Origin of the sequence: Marivita lacus (assembly GCF_014637725.1) — a bacterium.
GTDB classification, from domain to species: Bacteria; Pseudomonadota; Alphaproteobacteria; order Rhodobacterales; family Rhodobacteraceae; genus Marivita; species Marivita lacus.
Map to the genome: position 1 here is coordinate 270562 of NZ_BMFC01000001.1, position 24377 is coordinate 294938.

At 61.6% G+C, this 24377-nt stretch carries 25 protein-coding genes; 6 read left to right on the forward strand and 19 right to left on the reverse strand.

Going from position 1 to position 24377, the window contains the following annotated elements; translation table 11 throughout:
- Positions 1-104: 104 nt before the first annotated feature.
- The 9 genes from rpsO to IEV82_RS01480 form a co-directional block, all read right to left on the reverse strand.
- Positions 105-374, reverse strand: coding sequence for a 30S ribosomal protein S15 (gene rpsO, locus IEV82_RS01440; RefSeq protein WP_188480167.1), 270 nt, complete (start codon positions 372-374; stop codon positions 105-107).
- A 109-nt stretch (positions 375-483) separates the two neighbouring features.
- Positions 484-942 carry a hypothetical protein gene (locus IEV82_RS01445; protein WP_188480168.1) on the reverse strand — a complete coding sequence of 153 codons (459 nt, stop codon included), beginning with the start codon at positions 940-942 and terminating at the stop codon, positions 484-486.
- Between the two features lie 108 nt (positions 943-1050).
- Positions 1051-1602 carry a DUF1643 domain-containing protein gene (locus IEV82_RS01450; RefSeq protein ID WP_188480169.1) on the reverse strand — a complete coding sequence of 184 codons (552 nt, stop codon included), beginning with the start codon at positions 1600-1602 and terminating at the stop codon, positions 1051-1053.
- Entirely contained in the window at positions 1599-2507 is a 909-nt protein-coding gene (gene truB / locus IEV82_RS01455; protein ID WP_188480170.1) for a tRNA pseudouridine(55) synthase TruB, read from the reverse strand. The genes IEV82_RS01450 and truB overlap by 4 nt, the downstream gene beginning before the upstream one ends.
- Before the next feature lie 73 nt (positions 2508-2580).
- Positions 2581-2763: a Trm112 family protein gene (locus IEV82_RS01460; protein ID WP_188480171.1), complete on the reverse strand. Its 183-nt coding sequence runs from the start codon at positions 2761-2763 to the stop codon at positions 2581-2583.
- Positions 2760-3404, reverse strand: a complete 645-nt coding sequence (locus IEV82_RS01465; protein ID WP_188480172.1) for an LON peptidase substrate-binding domain-containing protein — start codon at positions 3402-3404, stop codon at positions 2760-2762. The genes IEV82_RS01460 and IEV82_RS01465 overlap by 4 nt, the downstream gene beginning before the upstream one ends.
- A gap of 27 nt (positions 3405-3431) precedes the next feature.
- Positions 3432-4355: a thioredoxin family protein gene (locus IEV82_RS01470; protein WP_188480173.1), complete on the reverse strand. Its 924-nt coding sequence runs from the start codon at positions 4353-4355 to the stop codon at positions 3432-3434.
- Positions 4356-4425: 70 nt separating this feature from the next.
- Positions 4426-5229 (reverse strand): alpha/beta fold hydrolase, encoded by an 804-nt coding sequence (locus IEV82_RS01475; protein WP_188480174.1) that lies wholly within the window; start codon positions 5227-5229, stop codon positions 4426-4428.
- Positions 5229-5828 carry a 2-hydroxychromene-2-carboxylate isomerase gene (locus IEV82_RS01480; protein WP_188480175.1) on the reverse strand — a complete coding sequence of 200 codons (600 nt, stop codon included), beginning with the start codon at positions 5826-5828 and terminating at the stop codon, positions 5229-5231. Before IEV82_RS01480 ends, IEV82_RS01475 begins: the two co-directional genes overlap by 1 nt.
- A gap of 106 nt (positions 5829-5934) precedes the next feature.
- On the opposite strand from IEV82_RS01480, the gene IEV82_RS01485 reads away from it, so the two are divergent.
- The gene (locus IEV82_RS01485) at positions 5935-6945 is read left to right on the forward strand and encodes a ribose-phosphate pyrophosphokinase (RefSeq protein WP_188480176.1); all 1011 of its coding nucleotides are present in this window, start codon (positions 5935-5937) and stop codon (positions 6943-6945) included.
- 76 nt (positions 6946-7021) lie between these two features.
- On the opposite strand, the gene IEV82_RS01490 is transcribed toward IEV82_RS01485, so the two are convergent.
- From IEV82_RS01490 to IEV82_RS01520, 7 genes are all read right to left on the reverse strand, one after another.
- Positions 7022-7372, reverse strand: coding sequence for an H-type lectin domain-containing protein (locus IEV82_RS01490; protein ID WP_188480177.1), 351 nt, complete (start codon positions 7370-7372; stop codon positions 7022-7024).
- Positions 7373-7478: 106 nt separating this feature from the next.
- Positions 7479-7913, reverse strand: coding sequence for a F0F1 ATP synthase subunit epsilon (locus tag IEV82_RS01495; protein ID WP_188480178.1), 435 nt, complete (start codon positions 7911-7913; stop codon positions 7479-7481).
- Between the two features lie 85 nt (positions 7914-7998).
- Positions 7999-9423 (reverse strand): F0F1 ATP synthase subunit beta, encoded by a 1425-nt coding sequence (gene atpD, locus IEV82_RS01500; RefSeq protein ID WP_188480179.1) that lies wholly within the window; start codon positions 9421-9423, stop codon positions 7999-8001.
- Between the two features lie 16 nt (positions 9424-9439).
- The gene (locus IEV82_RS01505) at positions 9440-10321 is read right to left on the reverse strand and encodes a F0F1 ATP synthase subunit gamma (RefSeq protein ID WP_188480180.1); all 882 of its coding nucleotides are present in this window, start codon (positions 10319-10321) and stop codon (positions 9440-9442) included.
- 12 nt (positions 10322-10333) lie between these two features.
- A complete protein-coding gene (atpA, locus tag IEV82_RS01510; protein ID WP_188480181.1) occupies positions 10334-11872 on the reverse strand; it encodes a F0F1 ATP synthase subunit alpha in 1539 nt (512 codons plus the stop codon).
- Positions 11873-12439: a F0F1 ATP synthase subunit delta gene (locus tag IEV82_RS01515; protein ID WP_188480182.1), complete on the reverse strand. Its 567-nt coding sequence runs from the start codon at positions 12437-12439 to the stop codon at positions 11873-11875. It lies immediately after the preceding gene.
- A gap of 335 nt (positions 12440-12774) precedes the next feature.
- Positions 12775-13563 carry a methyltransferase domain-containing protein gene (locus IEV82_RS01520; protein WP_188480183.1) on the reverse strand — a complete coding sequence of 263 codons (789 nt, stop codon included), beginning with the start codon at positions 13561-13563 and terminating at the stop codon, positions 12775-12777.
- Positions 13564-13625: 62 nt separating this feature from the next.
- On the opposite strand from IEV82_RS01520, the gene gloB reads away from it, so the two are divergent.
- The 3 genes from gloB to IEV82_RS01535 all read left to right on the forward strand — a co-directional run bounded on the left by gloB (position 13626) and on the right by IEV82_RS01535 (position 17825).
- Complete coding sequence (gloB, locus tag IEV82_RS01525) at positions 13626-14393, forward strand: hydroxyacylglutathione hydrolase (RefSeq protein WP_188480184.1); 768 nt, start codon at positions 13626-13628, stop codon at positions 14391-14393.
- 157 nt (positions 14394-14550) lie between these two features.
- Positions 14551-16875: an ATP-dependent Clp protease ATP-binding subunit ClpA gene (clpA, locus tag IEV82_RS01530; protein WP_188480185.1), complete on the forward strand. Its 2325-nt coding sequence runs from the start codon at positions 14551-14553 to the stop codon at positions 16873-16875.
- Entirely contained in the window at positions 16872-17825 is a 954-nt protein-coding gene (locus IEV82_RS01535) for a M23 family metallopeptidase (protein ID WP_229747630.1), read from the forward strand. Before clpA ends, IEV82_RS01535 begins: the two co-directional genes overlap by 4 nt.
- A gap of 3 nt (positions 17826-17828) precedes the next feature.
- Here IEV82_RS01535 and IEV82_RS01540 read toward each other — a convergent pair whose 3' ends face one another.
- The 3 genes from IEV82_RS01540 to IEV82_RS01550 all read right to left on the reverse strand — a co-directional run bounded on the left by IEV82_RS01540 (position 17829) and on the right by IEV82_RS01550 (position 21887).
- Positions 17829-20093, reverse strand: a complete 2265-nt coding sequence (locus IEV82_RS01540) for a peptidoglycan -binding protein (RefSeq protein ID WP_188480186.1) — start codon at positions 20091-20093, stop codon at positions 17829-17831.
- Positions 20094-20096: 3 nt separating this feature from the next.
- Positions 20097-21284, reverse strand: a complete 1188-nt coding sequence (locus IEV82_RS01545) for a biopolymer transporter ExbB (protein ID WP_188480187.1) — start codon at positions 21282-21284, stop codon at positions 20097-20099.
- A 72-nt stretch (positions 21285-21356) separates the two neighbouring features.
- A complete protein-coding gene (locus IEV82_RS01550; RefSeq protein ID WP_188480188.1) occupies positions 21357-21887 on the reverse strand; it encodes a gamma-glutamylcyclotransferase in 531 nt (176 codons plus the stop codon).
- 67 nt (positions 21888-21954) lie between these two features.
- Here IEV82_RS01550 and IEV82_RS01555 point away from each other — a divergent pair, with 67 nt between their 5' ends.
- Both IEV82_RS01555 and IEV82_RS01560 read left to right on the forward strand, forming a co-directional pair.
- Entirely contained in the window at positions 21955-22932 is a 978-nt protein-coding gene (locus IEV82_RS01555; protein ID WP_188480189.1) for a DUF2125 domain-containing protein, read from the forward strand.
- A 57-nt stretch (positions 22933-22989) separates the two neighbouring features.
- Positions 22990-24264 carry an acetylornithine deacetylase/succinyl-diaminopimelate desuccinylase family protein gene (locus IEV82_RS01560; RefSeq protein ID WP_188480190.1) on the forward strand — a complete coding sequence of 425 codons (1275 nt, stop codon included), beginning with the start codon at positions 22990-22992 and terminating at the stop codon, positions 24262-24264.
- Positions 24265-24377: the final 113 nt, after the last annotated feature.

Genomic DNA, 24377 nt, shown 5'->3' on the forward strand with positions numbered 1-24377 from the left:
GTGATCCGGCGCGAAATCTTGGCAAAACAAGGTCGCAGCCAAAGCGTGCGAAAAAGAAAAGGGCCCGCACAGCGAGCCCCTTCGAAATGTTATGTCGGCAAGCCTTAGCGGCGAATGCCCAGGCGCTGGATCAGGTTCTGATAGCGCGCTTCGTCCTTGACCTTGGTGTAGTCCAGCAGCTTACGACGCAGGGCAACGAGCTTGAGAAGACCACGACGCGAATGGTTGTCTTTTTTGTGGGTCTTGAAATGCTCGGTCAGGGTGGAAATGCGGCTGGTCAGGATGGCGACCTGAACTTCGGGCGACCCTGTGTCGCCGTCTTTCGTCGCGAATTCCTTGATCAGGCGGTTCTTTTCTTCAACGGTGATCGACATCGGGATCTCCTTTCGAAGGTTGGAGTGAATGGCGCAAGCCGGGATGTCGTCCAGCAGGGCCCATGGAGAATCTCCGCAGCCAGTGCGGATGCGGGCGTATAGGCGATAATCACACCCTTGGAAAGCCTTTTGCGTTCCGATTGAGGCTGCGCTTTTCGCTGCTGGTCGTGCAGGCGGCCATCTGCCCTTGTCGCGCAATCAGACTGCCGGTTGCGACCTGCGCGACACAGATGTCATCCAGCAGCACATCCGTCCAGTCAGGCCCGTCAGCGGACAGGCGCAGGGCAATGCGTGGCGGATCGGGCGCGCTTGGGTTCACCAGACCGAGCACATGATCCTGCGCCGCATCGAACGACGCCAGCCGAATGGGCGGGGACGGTCGCGCGCCGGGCTGATTGATCCGGCCGGAGGCCCGAAACAGACCAAGGGTGTCCACCGGAATGTCAGGCCAATCCGCGGGCGGCCGGGCATACTTGGCGCGCCCCGGCATCCGTATTGGAGCCGGGGCCAGGAAGGTCAGCAACGACAGGCCGACCAGACCAAGAAGGGAGAGCGTGAAGACAAGCATGGAGACCAACACCGTGAACTGTGCCGATCCACGTTAGTCCGAAGCCGTAAAGAAACGATTGTCGCCAGCCACCGCCAAGGGGAAATCCCCTTCAAATTCGACGGATTGTCATTCCGGATAGCGATCCGCCAACCGCCATTCCCGAGGTGCGGTGGCAAAAGACACGTAGAGCGGATGGCGCGGGTGTCCGTCCTTGGTCAGGCCCAGATGAGACATCGACCCGTCCAGCCCGCGCGCCATGGCTGCCGCCCGGCCCTGATGCCCGCCATGCACCCCCCATGCCGCGATCGTCAGACCGGCGCGCGCTGTCCAGTGCGCCAAAACTGCATCATTCGCCTCACCCACAGGCGTTTTAGCACGCTTGAGATCCTGCGGGCGCGTGGCGCGATAGGCAAAAAGATTGGCGATCATGACGCCGCCGAACCCCATGGACCGCGCCCGGGTTTCACAGCGCGCAACGGTCGGGTCATTGGTGAGCTCATCCGCCGTCGAGGGGTTGAGCATGATGAACAAGACAGCTGGTTGGGCAACATCCCAGACCCGCGAGAGACCATAGCGATAAAGGTCACACTTCGAATACCAGACCCGCGACAGACACCCATCCGCCTCGTGCGCGCGGTGGACCAAGGACTCGTGAATGGCACGCGGCAGGTCCGTCATTCGATGACGAACACTCGCGACGGGTGCACTTCGCCGGACTTGTACTGCCCGACCGCCACAGGCACCCCGCCGCAGGACACCCAGCACTCATCCCCGTATTCGACACCCGAGGCGATCACCATCGCCGGATTGCCGTTGCGCAGTTTTACCGCTGCCTCGGGCGTGCAGGTCAGTTCGGGCAGGTCGACAAGCCCCTGCTCCAACGGTCTGAGATAGCTGTCCAGTTCCGCCGTGCGCGCCATCGCGTCGATCTGGTCGAGGGTCAGACCGTCTTCGGCGTCAAACGGGCCGGACCACACCCTGCGCAGCCGCAGCACGTGGCCAAGGCAGCCAAGCGCCTCACCCAGATCGCGGGCGACGGACCGGACATATCCACCCTTGCCACAGACCAGCATGAGCACCGCATGGTCTGCATCGGGACGGTCCAGAAGAGTCAATTCGTCGACGAACAAGGGGCGCGCCGCAATGTCCATTTCTTCGCCATCGCGGGCACGTTTATAGGCGCGTTCGCCGTCGATCATGACAGCCGAGAACTGGGGCGGCACCTGCAGGATGTCGCCAACGAATTTGTGCAGCGCTTCCTTGATCTCGTCATCCGTGGGGCGCAGATCGGAGGTGGCGATCACGTCACCTTCGGCATCATCCGTACGGGTCGCCTGCCCGAACCGTACGGTAAACTCGTAGGCCTTGAGAGCGTCGGTGATATAGGGAACGGTCTTGGTCGCCTCGCCCAGTGCCACGGCCAGCACACCGGTCGCATCGGGATCAAGCGTTCCGGCATGACCCGCCTTTTTCGCGTCGAACGCCCAGCGGACCTTGTTGACCACGGCGGTCGAAGTCAGGCCCGCCGGCTTGTCCACCACCAGCCATCCGGAAATGTCACGGCCCTTGCGTTTGCGTCCCATACTGCCCCTTGCCTGCCTGAAAGACCGGCGAGGTATCGCAGGGGGCAAGTCCTGTCAATTCGGCAAGGGTCGTTCAGTCGATCTCGCGGGCCTCGTCGATCAGCATGATCGGAATACCGTCGCGGATCGGATAGGCCAGATGCGCGGAGCGGCTGATCAGTTCCTGCCGGGCGGCATCGTATTCGAGCCGCCCCTGCGTTTGCGGGCAGACCAGAGCCTCTAGCATCTTGCGGTCATATCCCGGCGTTTCTGTCATTGCAGGATGTCCTCGGACTGGCCACCGCGCAGGGCGTATTCGATCAGCGTCACAAGCGTTTCGCGCCGTGTCGACAACGACGGAGCTTCAAGCAGTGCCTGTTTCTCTTCGGGTTCGAAATCCAGCAGCATGGACAGCGAGTTGATCAGCAGCTCGTTGTCCGCGTCCTTGAGGGTGTCCCAGTCTGCAGACAGATCGCGCGCCGCAAAATACCGATCCAACAGGTTCAGAAACTTGTCCCGGTCGAAATTGCGGTCATGCTCGGGCCCGCCCTGATCGCGGTCGAACCCGTCCCAATTCACATCGAAGCGGCGGTAGGGCGTGAAGCCTTCCACCTCGGAACCGAGCCGAAACCGGGAGATGCCCGACAGGGTCACCATGTAGCGGCCGTCTTCGGTTTCCGAAAACTGCGTGACCCGCCCGGCGCAGCCGATCCGGTGCAGTGCATCCTTGTCGCCCTTGGGGCGGGCGTTCGGTTGCACCATGCCGATCAATCGAGCAGGGGTTTTGAGAGCATCTTCAAGCATTTGCAGGTAGCGCGGCTCGAACAGATGCAGCGGAAGCCGTGCGCGGGGCAGCAAAAGCGCCCCGGGCAGCGGGAACACGGGGATGGACCCCGGCAATTCGGTGACTCGTATCATGCGAGACGACCTAGCCTGAGGATACGATCAGGCAAATATCATCGAGCTCAAACGACGACGTCCGTTCAGGGCAATCGGATCATTCGGTTTCAGCGCCTCGAAAATCGTCATCAACTGTGCCTTTGCAGCCTGCTCTTTCCACTCCCGATCACGGCGGAACAGCTCGAGCAGGTGATCGACAGCGGCCTGCCCATCGCCCTTGGCATAAAGCGCCTGCGCAAGATCGAAACGCGCCTGGTGATCGTCGGGATCAGCCTCGACCGCCGCCTCCAATTCGGCCACCGGGCCGGAGTTGCTGGCCTGCTTGGCAAGCTCGAGCTGCGCGTGCACCGCCTCAAGCTCCGGCTTGCCGGAGATCTCCGCGGGGGCACCGTTCAGGATGGCTTCGGCCTGTTCCAGATCGCCTGCGGCAATCGCACAGCGCACCAGACCAGCATAGGCGCGGGCATGTGTGGGGTCTTCTTCGAGTACCGCCGCGAAGGTCTGCATCGCATCCGCTGCGGCACCGGCCTCGAGCATGTCTTCTGCAGCCTCGACAGCGTCATCCAGACCACCGCTGGCATCGCCACCACCCGCCTTGACGACACGTTCGACAAAAGCCTTGACCTCTGATCCGGGCTGCGCGCCCTGGAACATGTCGACGGGACGCCCTTTGACAAAGGCCACGACGGTCGGGATCGACTGGATCGGCAGACCCTGCTGCCCCAGCGCCTGCACGAGGCCTTGCGCCTCGTCCACGTTGACCTTGGCCATCTTGACCGCGCCGCGTGCGCCCGTCACCTCGGCTTCGAGCATCGGTCCAAGCGTCTTGCAGGGTCCGCACCACGGCGCCCAGAAATCGACGATCACAGGGGTCTCCATGCTGCCGTCGATCACTTCGGCCATGAAGTCCTCTTGGGATACGTCCTTGATCAGGTCGGCCTGTGCCGGGCTTTGTCCGAGTTCGATCATCTGCATCTCCTGTCGCGGTTACCGTCCGGTCACGGCGTAAATGGCGCACCGGACCCCGTCTTGCAAGGGGTCAGCCCGTGATCAGGTCGTCGATCAGGGCCGCAACCGCATCCGGGTGCGTGATCGGCACCATATGCCCCGCTCCGGGGACGACGCTGTCATTTGCACCGGGTATCCGCCGCGCAAGCGTCGCATGGATTGCCGCGATCACCGGTTCGGACTCTGCCCCCCGGATCAAGCGCGTGGGACAGCGGATCGCTTCGGGTCGACCGGCCGCCAGCAGCCCGTTGGAATCCTCCACCAGACAGGGTTCGGTTTCCCGAATGAACGGCATCTGCGCACTGAATTGGCTGCGCTCCTTTTCACTCAACTCGGTCCACGGGCGTCCGTCGCCCCAGATACGAATGAACTCAGCCGCCGCTGTCGCCCAGTCTTCCTGCTCCAAAGCGGTGCCAAACCCGCGCGATGTGTCGAGGTAGGTTTGAAACGCTGCTTCATCGCTTTCTCGGGCAGCCGCGAAAAGCACCGGTTCGATCAGCGTCAGGCTGTGCACCTTTTCGGGTATCTCCATCGCCAGCCTGAGCGCGACTGTCGCCCCGAAGCTGTGGCCGATCACATGCCCGCCGTCGCCCAGACAATCCCGCGCGATGGCTGTCACCTGACCAAGCAGATCGCTCCGGCCGTCCCATGGCGCGCTGCGACCGTGCCCGGGCATATCCGGTGCAACCATCGTCAGACGGTCGGACAATCGCGTTGCAAGAGGCAACCAGATCTTTGAATGGGCAAGAGCGCAATGCAGGAGGAGGGCCGGTTCCGGACCGGTCCCGAAAGACCGGGTGTAGACCGGAAACCCGCCCCTAAGAGCATCCAGCATCAAATCTTGCCGGCGAGATGCAGCTCCAGGTCCTCGATCCGGTCCTGCCCCCAGAACCGCTCATCCGTGTCGGTGACATAGAACGGTGCGCCGAACACGCCGCGCGAAGCCGCTTCTTCGAGGTTGGCGGCATAGGTTTCGGCACCGCTGAGCAATCCGCTGTCGGCCAGCGACGGATCAAACCCCGCCTCTGTCAGCGCCGCGCGCACCACCTCGTCCTGGGCGATGTCCTTTTCCTCGGCCCAGACTGCGCGCAGGATTGCATGAGCAAGGATGCCGAGATCGCCGCCGCCCGCGTTTTGCGCTGCAATGATCGCATACGATGCCGGAGCCCCGTTGGTGGGCCAGAAGGCCGGTTTCAGGTTGAACGGCATTCCCAGTTTCTTCGACTGCCGCGTCAGTTCCTGCGCGCGCAATTCCATGCGGCTGGGATGCCGGTCCTTTGGGGGTGTGCCGCCTGTGCGGGCGAACAGCGCGACCACATCGAGGGGCTTGTAGGTGATGCTGGCACCGTGTTTGGCAGCCGCCTCTTCCAGTCGTGTGCCCGCAAGATACGCGTAAGGAGAGAGTGTGGAGAAAAAGTAATCAATATGGGCCATTCGGGTGCTCCGTGCCTCTGTTGCTTTGCGCGACCGTAGGCCCATGCTAAGGCGAGCGCAACGTCACGAATCTGTCATAACCGACCGCCCAATGGAGCCTGCCGCCATGCCCAGCATTGTTGAACCCAAACTGATTTCCGGCAATGCGAACATGCCACTTGCCAAGGCCATCGCGCGTCGCATGACCATGTATCGCGGCATGAGCGTCGGGCTGGTCGATGCCCGCGTCGAACGCTTCAACGACCAGGAAATCTTTGTCGAGGTCTACGAGAACGTGCGCGGCGAGGACATGTTCATCATCCAGCCCACATCGAACCCGGCCAACGACAACCTGATGGAGTTGCTCATCATGTCGGACGCGCTGCGCCGGTCGTCTGCTGCACGCATCACCGCCGTAATCCCCTATTTCGGCTATGCCCGTCAGGACCGCCGGTCAAAGGCCCGTACGCCGATCACCGCCAAACTGGTCGCCAACATGATCGCCGAAGCCGGGATTGAGCGCGTTCTGACGATGGACCTGCACGCGGCGCAGATTCAGGGGTTCTTCGACATCCCGGTCGACAACCTCTATGCCTCGCCGATCTTCGCGCTCGATATCCTCGAGCAGTTCAAGGGCAACACGTCGGATATCATGGTGGTGTCGCCGGATGTCGGCGGCGTGGCCCGTGCGCGTGAACTCGCCAAGCGGATCAACGCGCCGCTGTCGATCGTGGACAAGCGCCGCGAGAAACCTGGCGAGATTGCCGAGATGACCGTGATCGGTGAGGTGGCCGGAAAGACATGCATCATCGTGGATGACATCTGCGACACGGCCGGAACGCTGTGCAAAGCCGCCGAAGTCCTGATGGAGCATGGTGCGACCGAGGTGCATTCCTACATCACGCATGGCGTTCTGTCGGGACCGGCGGTGGAGCGGATCACCAAATCGGTGATGAAATCGCTGGTGATCACCGACTCCATTCAGGCCACTGGAGCGGTGTCTGGCGCCACGAATATCCGGATCGTTCCAACGGCACCGATGTTCGCGCAGGCGATCCTGAACATCTGGAACGGCACATCGGTATCGTCGCTCTTCGAGACCGAAACGCTGGGCCCGATCTACGAGGGTATCCTGTAAGTCCAAACCAACACGCGAGATCGGGTGGGCCTGCGCCCACCTGTTGCATGTCGGGTTCAAGCTTAGGATCCGGGCTTCAGATGACGTCCCAATCGTCGTCATGGATCACCGCGCCCATCGCCATCCACGAAATCCGAACCCGTGCGACGCGGGTGTCCAGCCAGGTGCGGAACACCGCGTCGAATCCGGTTTCCGTCACGTTCTCAGCGGCCAGATCTGCACGGACATTGCGGGCGCTGTCCATATCCCAAAGCGTCAGAGACACGTGAACCATGGGCGGCACGGCAAAGGGCCGATCAAACGCGATCCACTGACTGCGCGCCCGCGAGCCTTCGCCGGTCCACATGTCGCCGCCTTCCTCGAAATCCGAGAACAGGTCAACCGAACCTTGTGCGACCCCAATGCGGGAGCTGTTGAAGATCTGCATAGGAAAGCCCCATTGCGTCTGGCCGTTCTACCGCAAGGCGAAGGCGGGAAAAACGAAAAAAGCCCCGCATCCTCGCGGGGCTTTCATTCTGGAAACGGACGCGCTCTCAGAGCGACGGTTGTTTCGGTGACAGGCCGATATGCGTGCCCACGGCGACCATGTCAGCCAGCAGCTTGGCCGCGTCATCGACGGGACCCGTGTCGTTCTTGAAGGTTTCCTTGGTCTTGTTGTACGCGGCCTGCGCCTCGTCCACCATCGCCTCATAGGTGGCCTGGTCGACATCGGCCCTGGGAACTGCGCGTTCGGCAAGAACCGACAGGCTTTCACCGAGTTCGGCAAAGCCGCCTGTCACGACGAATTCCTCTATGCCCTTGTCCGTTTCGACCTTGAGAACACCGGGACGCAGCGTCGTGATGAGCGGCGCATGGTTCGGCATGGCGGTCATGTCGCCATCGGCACCCGGGATCTGCACAGATTTGACCTGCGCCGACATCAGGCTGCGCTCGGGGCTGACCAGATCGAATTGCATGGTCTCTGCCATGTGTGATCTCCTTTTGGGTGGTGCGCTCGTCTGCCCCTACGGGCACCCTCGCGAGGAAGCCCGCGAGGGCTGAAGAGCGCCCGGATTATGCAGCGTCGGCAGCCATCTTTTCAGCTTTGGCTTTCACGTCCTCGATGCCGCCCACCATGTAGAAGGCACCCTCGGGCAGGTGGTCATATTCACCGGCCACAACCGCCTTGAAGGACGAGATCGTGTCTTCCAGCGGCACCTGGATGCCGTCGGAGCCGGTAAAGACCTTTGCCACGTCGAACGGCTGGGACAGGAAACGCTGGATTTTCCGGGCACGGGCCACGGTCAGCTTGTCCTCTTCCGACAGTTCGTCCATGCCGAGAATTGCGATGATGTCCTGAAGCGACTTGTAGCGCTGCAGGATACCCTGCACGTCACGCGCCACCTGGTAATGCTCTTCTCCGACGATCGTCGGGTCCATCAGGCGCGAGTTGGAGTCGAGCGGGTCGACCGCCGGATAGATGCCAAGTTCGGAAATGGCGCGGTTGAGAACCGTTGTCGCGTCGAGGTGCGCAAAGGTGGTTGCAGGCGCCGGGTCGGTCAGGTCGTCCGCAGGGACGTAAACGGCCTGGATCGAGGTGATCGAGCCTGCCTTCGTCGAGGTGATGCGCTCCTGCATCTGGCCCATGTCGGTCGCCAGTGTCGGCTGGTAGCCCACAGCGGACGGGATACGACCCAGCAGGGCGGACACTTCGGAACCGGCCTGTGTGAAGCGGAAGATGTTGTCCACGAAGAACAGAACGTCGGTTCCGGACTGGTCGCGGAACTGCTCGGCCAGTGTCAGACCGGTCAGGGCGACACGCGCACGCGCTCCCGGAGGCTCGTTCATCTGACCATAGACAAGCGCCACCTGGCTTTCCCGGAGGTTGTCCGGCTTGATGACGTTGGATTCGATCATCTCGTGATAGAGGTCGTTGCCTTCACGGGTCCGTTCACCAACACCCGCGAACACCGAGTAGCCCGAGTGCACTTTGGCGATGTTGTTGATCAGTTCCATGATGAGAACCGTCTTGCCCACACCGGCACCGCCGAAGAGACCAATCTTGCCGCCCTTGGAATAGGGTGCCAGCAGGTCGATCACCTTGATGCCGGTCACGAGGATCTCGGACTCGGTCGACTGTTCCGAGAATTCCGGCGCGGATGCGTGAATCGGGCGATACTCGTCCGCCTCGATCGGGCCCCCTTCGTCAACCGGCTCGCCGACGACGTTCAGAATACGGCCAAGCGTTGCAGCGCCCACCGGAACCGAGATTGGACCGTCGGTGTCGACAACTTCCTGACCCCGAACAAGGCCTTCGGTTGCGTCCATCGCGATGGTGCGCACGGTGTTTTCGCCAAGGTGCTGTGCCACTTCCAGAACAAGCTTCTTGCCGTTGTTGTCGGTGTTCAGCGCGTTCAAAATAGCCGGCAAGTGGTCGCCGAACTGAACGTCCACGACGGCGCCGATCACCTGCGTGATTTTGCCTTTTGCGTTTGCCATGTTTCGTCTCCGGTTCTTAGAGCGCCTCGGCGCCCGAGATAATTTCGATCAGTTCGTTGGTAATCACGGCCTGACGCGAACGGTTGTATTCGATGGTGAGCTTGTCGATCATTTCGCCCGCGTTGCGCGTGGCGTTGTCCATCGCGCTCATCCGGGCCCCCTGTTCGGAGGCTCCGTTTTCCAGCAGCGCCGCGAAAATCTGCGTCGCCACACCGCGCGGCAGAAGATCGGCGAGGATCGCCTCTTCGTCCGGCTCGTAATCGTAGAGCATGTTGGCCGTCGCATCGCCTTCTTCGGGCGCATCGAACGTCGCCGGAATGATCTGCTGCGCCGTCGGGGTCTGGCTGACGACATTGACGAACTTCGCGTAGAAGATCGTGGCCACGTCGAATTCGTCTGCATCAAAGCGACCAAGGATATCCTTGGCGATGCCCTGCGCATCCGCATACCCGATCCGCTTCACATCGCTCAGGTCGATATGGCCGACGGACAGGTTGCCGAAGTCCCGCTTCATGGCCTCGCGGCCTTTCTTGCCGACGGTCAGTATCTTGACCGTCTTCCCCTTGCCCTTGAGCTCGGTCGCCTTCTGCTTGGCCAGCTTCGCGATATTCGCGTTGAAGCCCCCGCACAGACCACGCTCGGCCGTGAGTACGACAAGCAGATGCACGTCGTCCTTGCCCGTCCCGCTCAGCAGTCGGGGCGCGGTGTCACTGTCGCCGACGCTGGCGGCAAGCGCCCCCATCACGGCATTGAACCGCTCGGTGTAGGGACGTGCCATTTCGGCAGCATCCTGTGCCCGCCGCAATTTTGCGGCGGCCACCATCTGCATGGCCTTGGTGATCTTGCGGGTCGATTTGACCGACGCGATCCGGTTTTTCAAATCCTTGAGATTTGGCATTGCCTCGTCTCCTTACGAGAAGTCGGCGGCGTATTCGTCAATCGCGGCCTTGAGCTTGTCGGCGGCATCACCCTTGATCTTCGGATCTTCATTGGTGATCCACTCGAGGATGTCCTGACGCTTGCCGCGCATGTGACCCAGCAGACCAGCCTCGAAATCCTTGACCCGGTTGAGCGGGACCTTGTCGAGATAGCCGTTGGTGCCCGCGAAAATCACGCAGACGATTTCGGCGTTGGTCAGCGGCGAATACTGCGGCTGCTTCATCAGCTCGGTCAGACGCGCACCCCGGTTCAGCAACTGCTGTGTCGAGGCGTCGAGGTCGGAGCCGAACTGGGCGAAGGCCGCCATTTCACGGTACTGCGCGAGCGAGAGCTTCACCGGACCGGCAACCGACGACATCGCCTTGGTCTGGGCCGACGACCCCACACGAGACACCGAAAGACCGGTGTTCACGGCAGGACGGACACCCTGGTAGAAGAGTTCCGTTTCAAGGAAGATCTGGCCGTCGGTGATCGAGATCACGTTGGTCGGAATGAATGCCGAAACGTCACCACCCTGGGTTTCGATGATCGGCAGAGCCGTCAGCGACCCGGAGCCGTTGTCTTCGTTCAGCTTTGCAGACCGCTCGAGCAGGCGCGAGTGGAGATAGAACACGTCACCCGGATAGGCTTCGCGGCCCGGCGGACGACGCAGCAGCAGGGACATCTGGCGGTAGGCCACGGCCTGCTTGGAGAGGTCATCATAGATGATCAGCGCGTGACGGCCGTTGTCGCGGAAGTGCTCGGCCATCGAGGTGGCCGCATAAGGTGCGAGAAACTGCATCGGAGCAGGGTCGGACGCTGTGGCCGCAACCACGATCGAATATTCGATTGCGCCGCTCTCTTCGAGCTTCTTGACCAGCTGCGCCACGGTGGAGCGCTTCTGACCGATGGCAACGTAGATGCAGTACAGCTTCTTGTACTCGTCGTCGCCAGCAGCGTCATTATAGGATTTCTGGTTCAGGATCGCGTCCAGAGCAACGGCGGTCTTGCCGGTCTGACGGTCACCGATGATGAGCTCGCGCTGGCCACGGCCAATCGGGATCATCGAGTCAACGGCCTTGAGGCCGGTCGCCATGGGTTCGTGAACCGATTTACGCGGGATGATGCCCGGCGCCTTGACGTCTGCAATGGAACGTTTGGTGGTCTTGATCGGACCCTTGCCATCGATCGGGTTGCCAAGACCGTCAACAACGCGACCCAGCAGTTCGTCGCCCACGGGCACGTCCACGATGGCCTTGGTGCGCTTGACGGTGTCGCCTTCCTTGATGTCGCGGTCGGAGCCGAAGATCACGATACCGACGTTGTCGGCTTCGAGGTTCAGCGCCATGCCCCGGATACCACCGGGGAATTCGACCATTTCACCCGCCTGAATGTTGTCGAGGCCGTAAACGCGCGCGATACCGTCACCAACGGAAAGGACGCGGCCCACCTCGGTGACTTCGGCGTCCTGCCCGAAGTTCTTGATCTGCTCCTTTAGGATCGCAGAAATCTCGGCTGCTTGGATACCCATTTATCCGACCTCTTTCATAGCATTTTGAAGGGAGTTGAGCTTGGAGCGGATCGACGTGTCGATCATCTTCGAGCCCACCTTAACGACAAGACCGCCGATGAGGGATTCATCAACGGTCGCATTGATCTTGACGGCCTTGCCAACCTTCGCCGTCAGCGTGCTGGCAAGCTCTTTGGATTGTGCGGCGGTCAATTTGACAGCGGACACGACATCCGCAGTCACTTCGCCTTTTTCTTCCGCGATCAGGTCGCGCAGACGGTTGATCATCTGCGGCAGGACGAACAGACGCCGCTTGGACGCCATCAGCGCGAGGACGTTCTGCATCGTCTTTGTCAAACCCATCTTGGCGGCAACCGCTGTGATCGCATTCGATTGCGCATCACGGCTGTATACAGGCGAGTGGATCAAGTCGGTCAGGTCCGGGCTGCTGGCAAGTGCGGCCGACAGATCGTCGAGATTCTCTTCGAGCTTGTCGAGCTCTTTACCCTCTTTGGCGAGGTCGAAGACCGCCATGGCATAGCGATCCGCGATGCCAGAGGAAATGGATGCTGTTTCAGACACGTCCACCCTTCCGCTATTCTGTCTCCGATCCCCCGAATGCCGGTGGTCAGAGACGTTTTCAGTTTGGCAAATGCCGCAAGGCATAGAAATCAGCGCGGATGTAGCAGAGGCTTCCTCAACCGGCAACACGGTATGGTGATTTTGAAATCCGCCACATCCTTATTGTTTACAGTAGCTTAACCGTTAGTGCGACCTAATGCGCGCAAGAAAGTTGCATCTTTTCCGAGAGGATTGGTCATGTTTGGCGATTCCTGTGCGCACAAAGCACCCGGTTCTGCCTGTTTTTGCATCTCCGAGCAGGTGCTGCATCTGCACAAAAAGCGGGCAGTGTGAAAACACTCTCAGGATTTTCGGGAGTCAAATGCCGTCGTCTTGCCCTGAACCCGCGCTCTCGCCGGTTTTGCCGATGGCGTCGGAACGAGGCTGCCCAGAGGTTTGAGGATGCGGCTTTCCGCCCGCGTGCCTCTTGGCGTCGGGTTGGTCTTGGTCACCTCGACCATCAGCACCCCGCCTGCGATCAGCGCCGACACGCTGCGCCCCATCTTTTCCCAGAATGGTCCTGTCTTCATCCAGAACCGTCGGGTCGAGGGCGGCTGATACAGCACCGCCGTATGCCGCTGCGGTGCAAAGTTGTGCGCCTTCAGCTGCGCCTCGAGCTGGCCCATCGAATAGGGTCGCCCAAAGCCGAACGGTGTCGCATCGGAGCGCGCCCAAAGCCCCGAACGGTTGGGCACGATGAAGAGCGCCTTGCCCCCCGGACCAAGAACCCGCCAACATTCTTCCAAAAGCGCCGATGGCCGTTCAGAGGTTTCCAGACCGTGCATCAGGATCAGCTTGTCAAAACGGCCATTCTCGATCGGCCAAAGCGTTTCTTCGCAAAGCACGGACACATTTGGCAGACCTGCGGGCCAAGGCATCACGCCCTGCTGCGCGGGCATCAAGCCGATGACGCGTCGCGCATCTGCCAGATAGGGCCGCAGCAAGGGTGCGGCGAACCCGAAACCGCCGACCGATTGCTGCTTGGCCTCGGGCCAGAAGGTCGTCACCTGGTCCCGCACCACGCGCTGCGCCACCCGACCGATCGCACTGCGATAGTAGAAGCTGTGCAGTCGATGAACGTCGAGATGCATTTGGGCCTCCGAAACTTTTGGCCTAGATTGACCCAAGTGTAACCACCACGGAAAGAAACGCCATGCCCCTTGAACTTGTCACCTTGCCCGCGCTGTCGGACAATTACACCTTTCTTCTTCATGACAGTGACAGCGGCGCAACGGCGTGTATCGATGTGCCCGACGCGGCACCCATTCTGGCCGAACTCGACAGGCGCGGCTGGGCGTTGACCGAGATCTGGCTGACCCATCATCACCATGACCATATCGGCGGGGTCGAGGATCTGCTCAAGAAACACGATGCAAAGATCACCGGTGCGGCTGCGGACAGGCACCGTCTGCCCCCCCTCAACCGCGAGGTGGCCGAGGGTGACGCGTTCGAATTCGGTGGCGAGACAGTGGATGTTCTGGATGTGTCCGGCCACACCATCGGGCATATCGCATTCGTCGTTCCGGCCTCAGGCTATGCCTTTACTGCCGACAGCCTCATGGCGCTTGGGTGCGGACGTCTGTTCGAAGGCACGGCGGCGCAGATGTGGAACAGCTTGCAAAAGCTGGCCGCGCTCGATCCCGAAACCCTGATTTGTTCGGGCCACGAATACACCCAGGCCAACGCCCGCTTCGCAATCAGCATCGACCCCGACAATCCCGACTTGAAAGCGCGGATAGAGAGTATAAGTTCATTGCGTGAAAGCAACGAACCAACAGTTCCGAGCAAACTCTCCGAAGAAGTGGCAACCAATCCGTTCTTGCGCGCCGCTGATCCCGCGATCCAAGCCCATCTGGACATGATCGGTGAAGATCCGGTCGACGTATTCGCCGAAATTCGAGCCCGCAAGGATCGCTTCTGAGGCAAATTCACAAGAACTTGTGGGCAATCGCGCATGTGTACCCTGTCAAGACGAAGAAAAAACTTGAAGGTTTGCAAGTAACGACCACAGTTTAAGACTAAGATGACAGTTGTGTCGTACCCCGCGATACAACACACAAAAGAAGGAGCACTCAACCGTGCCTTCATTTTCGAATACCCTTGAGCAGGCAATCCACTCGGCTTTGGCGCTGGCCAATTCGAGGTCACATGAGTTCGCAACGCTGGAGCATCTGCTGCTGGCGCTGATCGACGAACCCGACGCGGTTCGCGTGATGAAAGCGTGCTCGGTCGACACAGAGGAACTGCGCACGACGCTTGTCGATTACATCGATGACGATCTGTCCAACCTCGTGACCGACATCGAAGGCTCCGAGGCGGTTCCGACCGCCGCGTTCCAGCGCGTCATCCAGCGCGCCGCGATCCACGTCCAAAGCTCGGGCCGCAGCGAAGTGACCGGCGCCAATGTGCTGGTCGCCATCTTTGCCGAACGCGAATCGAACGCCGCCTATTTCCTGCAGGATCAGGACATGACCCGTTACGATGCGGTCAACTTCATCGCACATGGCGTTGCCAAGAACCCGGCTTATGGCGAAAGCCGCCCGGTCACTGGTGCCTCGGAAAACGAGGAAGAACCGCAGACGCAGGAACCGCAGGGCGAACAGAAGGAATCGGCGCTCGCCAAGTATTGCGTCGACCTGAACAAGAAGTCGCGCAAGGGCGATATCGACCCCCTGATCGGCCGCGACTCCGAAGTCGAACGCTGCATCCAGGTGCTCTGCCGCCGCCGCAAGAACAACCCGCTTCTTGTGGGGGATCCCGGTGTTGGCAAGACGGCGATCGCCGAAGGTCTGGCCCGCAAGATCGTGTCGGGCGAAACGCCAGAGGTTCTGTCCAAGACCACGATCTACTCGCTCGACATGGGTGCTCTGCTGGCAGGCACCCGCTATCGTGGCGACTTCGAAGAGCGTCTCAAGGCCGTCATGACGGAACTCGAAGACCACGACGATGCCGTCTTGTTCATCGACGAAATCCACACTGTGATCGGTGCGGGTGCCACATCTGGCGGCGCCATGGATGCCTCCAACCTGCTGAAGCCCGCGCTTCAGGGCGGCAAACTGCGCTGCATGGGCTCCACCACCTACAAGGAATTCCGTCAGCACTTCGAAAAGGATCGCGCACTCAGCCGCAGGTTCCAGAAGATTGACGTGAACGAACCTTCGGTCGAAGACACGATCAAGATCCTCAAGGGCCTCAAGCCCTATTTCGAGGAACATCATGGCGTGAAATACACGGCCGAAGCGATCAAGACCGCTGTGGAACTGTCGGCACGCTACATCAACGATCGCAAGCTGCCCGACAAGGCCATCGATGTGATCGATGAGGCCGGCGCGGCACAGCACTTGCTCGCGGAATCGAAGCGGCGCAAGTCGCTGGGTGCCAAGGAGATCGAGGCCGTTGTCGCCAAGATCGCCCGCATTCCGCCAAAGAACGTGTCCAAGGACGACACCGAACTGCTCAAGGATCTCGAGGCCAGCCTCAAGCGCGTGGTGTTCGGTCAGGATGCCGCCATCGAGGCGCTGTCATCGGCGATCAAGCTGGCACGCGCCGGTCTGCGGGAACCGGAAAAGCCCATCGGCAACTACCTTTTCGCCGGACCGACCGGTGTGGGTAAAACCGAAGTGGCGAAACAGCTGGCGGATACTCTGGGTGTGGAACTGCTGCGCTTCGACATGTCCGAATACATGGAGAAGCACGCGGTCAGCCGTCTGATCGGTGCGCCTCCGGGGTATGTCGGGTTCGACCAGGGTGGTCAGCTGACCGATGGTGTGGACCAGCATCCGCATTGCGTGTTGCTGCTTGACGAGATGGAAAAGGCGCACCCGGATGTCTACAACATCCTGTTGCAGGTCATGGATCACGGGTCGCTGACCGATCACAACGGTCGCACTGTCAACTTCCGTAACGTGATCCTGATCATGACGTCCAACGCGGGTGCCTCGGAACAGGCGAAGGCGGCCATCGGCTTTGGCCGCGACCGTCGCGAGGGCGAGGATACGGCGGCGATCGAACGCACGTTCACGCCGGAATTCCGCAACCGTCTGGATGCGGTGATTTCCTTTGCGCCGCTGCCGAAGTCCACGATCCTGCAAGTGGTCGAAAAGTTCGTGCTTCAGCTCGAAGCACAGCTGATGGATCGCAACGTGACCATCGAACTGACCAAGCCTGCGGCCGAATGGCTCGCCGACAAGGGTTACGACGACAAGATGGGCGCGCGCCCCTTGGGTCGCGTGATCCAGGAGCACATCAAGAAGCCGCTCGCGGAAGAACTGCTTTTCGGCAAACTGGCAAAGGGTGGCGTCGTCCGTGTTTCGGTCGAGGACGGCAAGCTGCTCCTGGAAACGGCCGGGCCGGACAATCCGCGCCTGTCGAGCAAGAAACCCCCGCTTTTGACGGCGGAGTGATCCGCAGCGTCATCGCACTGATCATCACGTCCGCCACACCTGCTGTGGCGGACGTTTCCTTTTTGAGCATGCCGCTGGACTGCGTGTTGGGCGAAACCTGCGTGATCGAGGATTACCCGGATGTTGACCCGACCGGGGGAGCGTCCGATTTCCATTGCGGCCTCAAGACAAGGGATGGGCACAGCGGCACCGATTTTGCCTTGCTCAGCTTTGACCAGATGGACACCGGCGTGCGCGTGATCGCCGCAGCCGATGGCCGGGTCGAGGCGATCCGCAACACCCGCCCGGACCAGCCATACATCCTCGGAACCGATCTGAACGGCCAGGAATGCGGCAACGCGGTCAGGATCGACCACGGCAACGGCTACCAGTCCGTTTATTGCCACATGAAGCTCGGATCGGTGCGCGTCACCCCCGGTCAGCGCGTTCTCAGAGGTCAAATTCTGGGCGAGGTCGGGCTTAGCGGCCTGACCAATTATCCGCATCTGCACCTGACGATCACCCGCGGGGTCGAGGTCATAGACCCGTTTGCCCCCGAACAGGACAACGCGTGCAGCATCCCGGTCGACACGCTCTGGCTCGACACGCCAAAATACACAGACGCCGGATTGTTCACCGTTGGCATGTCGGATGCGGTTCCCGAACTGAGCGCGGTGCAATCCGGCGCTGCACGTCGGACCACTTTGTCCCCACAAGACTCGATGGTGCTTTATGCCCACGCCTTTCATGGCAATCGCTATGACAGGATCGAAATGACCCTGACTGGCCCGGATGGTTCGGTTTTTGAGCATACCGCACGGATTGACACGGATCAGGCGCAGGCGATGCGTGCTTACGGTCTGCGCGCGCCAGTGACCGGATGGGCCAAGGGCGACTATCGGGGCTACGTTCGGATGATCCGGGGCAACGAGATCATTGCCGTGCGCCATGCCGACGTGACGGTCGAATAGCGCTTACTGCTCGGTCAGTTTCAGTTCGATCCGCCGATTCTGCGCCCGCGCCTCTGCTGTGCTGTCGGTGTTGACAGGCTGGTATTCCCCAAACCCGTTGGCAGACAAACGTCGGGGCGGAATACCCAGATTTTCGATCATGTAGCGCACGACCGACAGCGCCCGCGCCTGAGACAATTCCCAGTTATCTGCGTAAAGCCCCTGCCCCGAAAGCGGCAGGTTGTCCGTGTGCCCGTCCACCCGGATGATCCAGTTGATGCCCTCTGGGATCTCCTGTGCGACATCGCGCAGAATGGCGGCCACATTCGCGATCTGAGCGCGTCCGCCCTCGGACAAACCGGCACCACCCGGCGGAAACAGCACTTCGGAGGAAAACACGAAGCGGTCCCCTTCGATCCGCACGCCCTCGCGGTCGCCCAGAACCTCGCGGAGACGACCAAAGAACTCGGACCTGTACCGTTCCAGATCCTGGTTCTGCCCTGCCAGCCGCAGCTTTTCCGCTTCGAGCCTCTGCCGTTCTTCCTCCAGCCGCTGGCGCTCCGCCTCTTCAAGCTGCCGCCGCCGCCGTTCTTCGGACGCGACACGCGCTAGGGCGGTGTTCAGCTCGGTGCCAAGACTTTCCAACTGGACCTGCGCCGCGGTATCGCGCGCCTTGGAATCGTCCAGAAGACTTTGCAAACTCGCCAACTGGCGGCGCAACGCGCCAACCTGTTGGTTGAGCAATTCTGTCTGCCGCTGCGCCTCGGTCGCGCGCTGGGTTTCGGCATCCAAACGGTCCCGCGCCTGTTCCAGCAAAAGCTGGCGCTGCTCGGTTTCGGACAGTCGGTCCTCCAACGCGGTTTCCGCGGCAATCTGGGCAGCCAGCGCCGCAGCCAACTGATCGCGTGTTTCTGCCAGCGTGGTCTCGGTCGCGCTTTGCTGGGCAAGCGCGGCGGCAAGGCTTTGCTCCAGTGTCTGTGCGCTCTCGATCCGCTGTGCGGCATCCGCCTGTGCCTCTGCCAGCGCCTGTCGCAGGGCATCCAGCGTCGCCTGCATTTCGGCGGTGGTTTGTTCCTGATCCGTCAGGTCGGTCGTCAAGGCCGCATTCTCGGCGCGCAACTGATCCAGCCGCGCCTCGAGCGCGTTTGCCTCTGACACGCGGACCAAGGCCTCGGACAGCCGCGCCTCGAGCGAGGACAGCGTCGTGCGATCGCCCTGTGACGTTTCTATGTCCCGTTCCAGAGTCGCGATCCGGTTGGCCTGCTCCGCCAATTGCGCCCGCAGGTCGGCTTCGGTTTCATCGCCTTGCTCGACCGTTGCCTCCAATTGCGCCTGCAACGCGGCGAGTCTCTGCTCACTATCTGCCAGTGCCGCATCAAGCCGCGCCTGCACCGCGGCAGTCGACTCGCGCCCTTCCAGAAGTGCTGCGGCCAATCGCGCGTTCAGATCATCCTCGGCCTCGCGCGCCGCAGCCAGAAGTGTCAGCGTCTCCTCGGCCCGCGCCCGCTGCTCCTCGAGAGCCATGGTCATCGCGGTCAGTTCGGCATCCGCGCTTTCCAACCGGGCGCGCAATGCCTCCGCAGCAGCGGCCTCTGCCAGCTTCGCTGCCTCTTCCTCGGTCAGCGCGGCTTCAAGATCGGCAACCTGCGCGGCAAGCGTTCCGACCTGTTCCGTCGTTTCCGCATTCTCGGCGCGCAGATCCGCCAGCAATGCTTCAAGCGCCTCACGCCGGGCCGCCGCCAGACGCGCCGCCTCGACCTGTTCGTCGATCTCGCCACGCGCAGTGGCCAGCGCAAGGTTCAGCGCCTCTTGTTCCGAGAGCAACTGGTTCCGCGTCTCCGTCAGATCGGCCACCTGCTCCCGCGCGGTATCCCGGTCAGACAACAACCCGGCCACCTGTTCCTCGAACGACGCGATCCGCGCATCCGCCGCCTCAAGCGCTGCCGCCTGCCGATCCCGCGTGGCCGACAGGGAGGCAATGATCGCGTCCTGCTCGGTCAACCGCGCCTGCGTGTCATCCAGCGTGGCGTTCAACGCGCCCAACTGGTTGGTCAGCGATGCCGTGCGCTGTTGTTCCACGCCCAGCGCGAGGGCCAATTCGGCAATATCCGAGGACAGCGTGTTCAGTTCGTTCTCCTGCCCGGTGATCGTGTCGCGCAGCACCGCCTGCACCACCATGAAGATGGTCAACACGAACATCAGCACCAGCAAAAGCCCGGTCATCGCATCCACGAAGCCGGGCCAGATCGAGGCCTGAAACCGGGCTCCGGTGCGACGTGACAGGGCCATGTCTCAGCCCTCGCCTTTGTCGGTCTTGCGCCCTGCGTTGCGGGCCATGCGGTCGAGCGCACGGGCAATGGCGTTCAGGTCGGTGCGCAGTTCCGCCATGGTTTCCTGACGCCCGGCGGCCACCTCTTCGAGGATGCGCAACATCTGCACATCGATCGACCGCAGCCGCATGCGGCTTTCTGCATCCAGCCCTTCGTTCTCGGTCTTGTGGGTCAGCACGTCGATCAGACGATCCTGACTGTCGGCAATGCGCGCAAAGGCGGTGGCACTGGGTGCGGTCGCTTCCATCCGTTCGGTCATGCGTTCCAGCGTATCGCTCAGCTGCCCCAGACGGTATTCAACCTCGGACCGGCCCTCTTCGGACCGGGCGAACAAAAGCTGCATCGCCTCCATCTGCTCGACCATCTGGTCAAGGATGACGCCGGTGGTGCCCATGTCGCCGCCTTCGGCATCGCCACTGGAAAAGCCCAGCTTGGTGATCGTGCTGAGCCATTCTTCCAGTTCGCGGTAAAACCGGTTCTGGCCATGCCCGGCGAAGAGTTCCAGCAATCCGACAACGAGCGACCCGGCGAGCCCGAGCAAGGACGACGCAAAGGCAACGCCCATTCCCGAAAGCTGCTGGTCCATCCCGTCCATCAGACGCGCGAACACCTCGACCCCGCTTTCGCCGTCTTCGGGCGCAAGCCCCCGGATCGTATCGACAAGCGCGGGCACCGTTGTGGCAAGCCCGTAGAATGTGCCCAAAAGGCCAAGGAAGATCAGCAGGTTGACGATGTAGCGCGTGATCTCGCGCGCCTCGTCGATCCGGGTCGCCACGGAATCGAGAATCGACCGTGTCGACGCAGTGTTGATCTGCATCCGCTTGTTGCGCGACCGCAGAAGTGTCGCCAAGGGCGCAAGCAAAAGAGGTGCCTTGCTCTGGAACCCGCGCTCGCGCTCCTGCGCGAAATGCTCGATCCAGCGCACCGACTGGATCAACTGCCAGACCTGCCAGAAACAGGCAACGACACCGATGGCAAAGACGAACAGGATGAACCCGTTCAGATAGGGGTTCGCCTCGAACACGGGCAAGACCCGTGGCAAGGCCAGAAAGCCGCCAAAGCCTGTGAGCCCCAGAACAAGGAGCATCATCAGCACCTGTCGCACAGGCTGGGAGAATTGTGGCTCGGCCTCGATGTCCGGCTGATCCATTCGGACAGTTCCTGACGCGTTTCTTGTTCTTCGCTAGGCACACTAGGCGGTTCGCCGCCAATCGCCAAGCCGTTAAGCGACCAAGGCCCTCACGCGCGTGCAAAGCCAGTCGAGTTCTGCATCAGGAATGCCCAACTCGGACAAATGTGACGCCGTATTGAACAGGTATTCGCTGTTCGGCCCGCGTCCGCCGACCGCCGACGCGATGATCTGCGCCTGCTCTTCGAGATCAAGCGCACCGCAATACTGCACGTGATCCGGATCGATCACGTAGGTGACCGCCATGACCTCACGCCCGTCCTTGAATGTCAGCGGCAGGATCTTTTCCAGATAGGCCGACGACACCAGTTCCCGGTCGCGCAGATAGGCCATCGTGGCCTCGTATTCCGCCTCGTGCATCTGCATCGCAAGCCCGTCACAGGCCGCGTCCGGCTGCGCATCCAGCGCCAACACAAGGCCGGGGTCTTGCTCTGTGCCGCGATGGTGGATCGACCGCATGCAAAAACTGCGCGCATAGCCTTTCAGCGTGGCATGTGCTGTTTCGACCGGAGTGAAGCCGGGGTTCCACAAAAGCGATCCGTACCCGAATACCCAAAGCGTCATGATGCTGGTCCTGCCTTTCTCGGCGCGGTAAACACCAAAGGCGCGGCGGAAAAAAGGGGGTGCGCGGGTGAAACGTCTTCTGGTGGCGATCATTTTGGCCACATTGGCCTATAGCGGCTGGTGGTTCTACGCGGCCCATGATCTGCGCAGCAGCGTTGCGGACTGGTTCGCGGGTCAACGCGCCGCCGGTCTTCAGGCGGAGTATGCCGACCTGACCGTGCGCGGTTTTCCGAACCGTACCGACCTCACCATCACCGACCCTCAGCTTGCCGCCGGGGATGGCGGCATGGGCTGGCAGGCCCAGTTCCTGCAAATCCTCGCCCTCAGCTATAAACAAGGTCACGTGATCGTAGCATGGCCCGATGCGCAAACCCTGACCACACCTCAAGGCGACATCGCCATCACATCGGATGGACTGCGCGCCAGCGTGGTACACGAGGACGGCATGCTGATCCGCACCAATCTCGAGGCGACGGTTCTCAATCTGACGGGTCAGGATCAGGCGCTCGCCATGGCCGACGTCAACGCAGCCCTTCAAAAGATCGAAACAACGCCCTCGACCTACCGGATTGCACTGTCCATCGGCAGCATGGCCGCAACCTCGCCGCAGTCCGTTCCGCAGATCGGACCGGACTCTCTTGCCTCGCTTCGGGCTGAAGTCGACCTTGGCCTTGACCAGCCCCTGTCCTTCGACGCGTTGACAGGTGGGCCGGCACAGATCACCGACATCACCCTGCACCGCTCCGAGATCACCTATGGTTCGGTCACCTTCAAGGTGACCGGCGACGCCACACTGGACAGCGACGGGCGTGCCAGTGGTGAAATCACCCTAAGTGCCGAAAACTGGCGTGAGGCCATCGCCGCCGCCCGCGACAGCAGCGCTCTTCCACCTGCGCTCAGCGATGGGCTGATCGACCTGCTGTCGATGCTGTCGACCTTCAACGGCGCGCGCGATGCGCTGGACGTGACCCTCGGGTTGAACCGAGGGACCGTCCTGCTGGGGCCGATCCCGATCGGAACACTGCCACCCCTCCAGTGGCGCTGAGCCTTGCCAAGCCCGCCAACCACCGCGACACTGGCCGCGAAAGCGAGGTAGTAGCAGATGGGCGACGGGCTTTTTAACCGGATCGATGATGCGCGCGATGACCTGATCGCGCTGACGCAAGAGCTGATCCGCATTCCAACCCTGAACCCGCCGGGCGAAAACTATGCAGCGATCTGCGATCTGCTGGACAGTCGGCTTTCCCGTTCAGGTTTCGAGACCACATGGATCCGGGCCGAAGGTGCCCCCGGCGACAGCGACCGCTATCCGCGCTGGAACCTTGTGGCCCGCCATGAAGGCACCCTTCCCGGCCCCTGCGTGCATTTCAATTCCCACACCGATGTGGTCGAAATCGGTCACGGCTGGACCCGCGATCCGTTCGGCGGCGCGGTCGAGGATGACAGGATCTACGGTCGCGGCGCCTGCGACATGAAGGGCGGTCTTGCCGCGTCGATCATTGCCGCCGAGGCGTTCATCGCCCATCATCCGGACTATGCCGGTTCCATCGAAATCAGCGGCACAGCAGACGAGGAATCCGGCGGCTATGGTGGTGTCGCCTACCTGGCCGAACAGGGCTGGTTCGCGCCTGAGCGCGTGCAGCACGTGATCATCCCCGAACCGCTCAACAAGGATCGCATCTGCCTGGGTCATCGCGGCGGCTGGTGGGCCGAGATCGAAACCAAGGGCGAGATTGCCCACGGCTCCATGCCCTTCCTCGGCGATTGCGCAGTCCGGCATATGGGCGCTGTGCTGCACGCGTTCGAGGAAACGCTTTACTCAGCGATGGCGTCGCGCTGGACCGACATGCCAGTGGTCCCCGAAGGCGCGCGGCAATCGACCATGAACATCAATTCGATCCATGGCGGTCAGCCAGAACAGCCCAGCGACTACACTGGCTTGCCCGCGCACTGCGTGCCCGACAGCTGCCGCATCGTCATCGACCGCCGTTTCCTGATGGAAGAACCCATCGACGCGGTCCGGCAAGAGGTGATCGACCTGCTCGATGACCTGAAGGCGCGGCGCGCAAATTTCAACTACGAGATTCGGGAGATCAACCGCGTGATCCCGTCAATGACCGACAAGTCCGCGCCCATCGTCACCACCGTGCATGACGCGATCCGCGATGTGCTGGGCCAGGACCCGACCTACGTCGCCTCGCCCGGCAGCTACGACCAGAAACATATCGACCGGATCGGCAAGCTGAAGAACTGCATCGCCTACGGTCCCGGCGTGCTGGAACTAGCGCACAAACCGGATGAATGGATCGGCATCACCGACATGCTCGACAGCGCCAAGGTCATGGGTCGTGCGTTGGAGACCCTGCTGCTCCCCTAGGCTTCTCTGGTTGATAAATACCTCGGGGAGCGCGAGGGGCAGAGCCCCTCGCTCCGCCGCAAGACCACAAGCCGACCCCACACGAAAAAGCAGAGGCTTGATCGCGGCGTGAT

Excerpts from the sequence above, each read along its gene's own strand:
- rpsO (WP_188480167.1), bottom strand. The coding sequence starts at position 374 with ATGTCGATCACCGTTGAAGAAAAGAACCGCCTGATCAAGGAATTCGCG.
- IEV82_RS01445 (WP_188480168.1), bottom strand. The coding sequence starts at position 942 with ATGCTTGTCTTCACGCTCTCCCTTCTTGGTCTGGTCGGCCTGTCGTTG.
- IEV82_RS01450 (WP_188480169.1), bottom strand. The coding sequence starts at position 1,602 with ATGACGGACCTGCCGCGTGCCATTCACGAGTCCTTGGTCCACCGCGCG.
- truB (WP_188480170.1), bottom strand. The coding sequence starts at position 2,507 with ATGGGACGCAAACGCAAGGGCCGTGACATTTCCGGATGGCTGGTGGTG.
- IEV82_RS01460 (WP_188480171.1), bottom strand. The coding sequence starts at position 2,763 with ATGACAGAAACGCCGGGATATGACCGCAAGATGCTAGAGGCTCTGGTC.
- IEV82_RS01465 (WP_188480172.1), bottom strand. The coding sequence starts at position 3,404 with ATGATACGAGTCACCGAATTGCCGGGGTCCATCCCCGTGTTCCCGCTG.
- IEV82_RS01470 (WP_188480173.1), bottom strand. The coding sequence starts at position 4,355 with ATGATCGAACTCGGACAAAGCCCGGCACAGGCCGACCTGATCAAGGAC.
- IEV82_RS01475 (WP_188480174.1), bottom strand. The coding sequence starts at position 5,229 with ATGCTGGATGCTCTTAGGGGCGGGTTTCCGGTCTACACCCGGTCTTTC.
- IEV82_RS01480 (WP_188480175.1), bottom strand. The coding sequence starts at position 5,828 with ATGGCCCATATTGATTACTTTTTCTCCACACTCTCTCCTTACGCGTAT.
- IEV82_RS01485 (WP_188480176.1), top strand. The coding sequence starts at position 5,935 with ATGCCCAGCATTGTTGAACCCAAACTGATTTCCGGCAATGCGAACATG.
- IEV82_RS01490 (WP_188480177.1), bottom strand. The coding sequence starts at position 7,372 with ATGCAGATCTTCAACAGCTCCCGCATTGGGGTCGCACAAGGTTCGGTT.
- IEV82_RS01495 (WP_188480178.1), bottom strand. The coding sequence starts at position 7,913 with ATGGCAGAGACCATGCAATTCGATCTGGTCAGCCCCGAGCGCAGCCTG.
- atpD (WP_188480179.1), bottom strand. The coding sequence starts at position 9,423 with ATGGCAAACGCAAAAGGCAAAATCACGCAGGTGATCGGCGCCGTCGTG.
- IEV82_RS01505 (WP_188480180.1), bottom strand. The coding sequence starts at position 10,321 with ATGCCAAATCTCAAGGATTTGAAAAACCGGATCGCGTCGGTCAAATCG.
- atpA (WP_188480181.1), bottom strand. The coding sequence starts at position 11,872 with ATGGGTATCCAAGCAGCCGAGATTTCTGCGATCCTAAAGGAGCAGATC.
- IEV82_RS01520 (WP_188480183.1), bottom strand. The coding sequence starts at position 13,563 with ATGCATCTCGACGTTCATCGACTGCACAGCTTCTACTATCGCAGTGCG.
- gloB (WP_188480184.1), top strand. The coding sequence starts at position 13,626 with ATGCCCCTTGAACTTGTCACCTTGCCCGCGCTGTCGGACAATTACACC.
- IEV82_RS01540 (WP_188480186.1), bottom strand. The coding sequence starts at position 20,093 with ATGGCCCTGTCACGTCGCACCGGAGCCCGGTTTCAGGCCTCGATCTGG.
- IEV82_RS01545 (WP_188480187.1), bottom strand. The coding sequence starts at position 21,284 with ATGGATCAGCCGGACATCGAGGCCGAGCCACAATTCTCCCAGCCTGTG.
- IEV82_RS01550 (WP_188480188.1), bottom strand. The coding sequence starts at position 21,887 with ATGACGCTTTGGGTATTCGGGTACGGATCGCTTTTGTGGAACCCCGGC.
- IEV82_RS01560 (WP_188480190.1), top strand. The coding sequence starts at position 22,990 with ATGGGCGACGGGCTTTTTAACCGGATCGATGATGCGCGCGATGACCTG.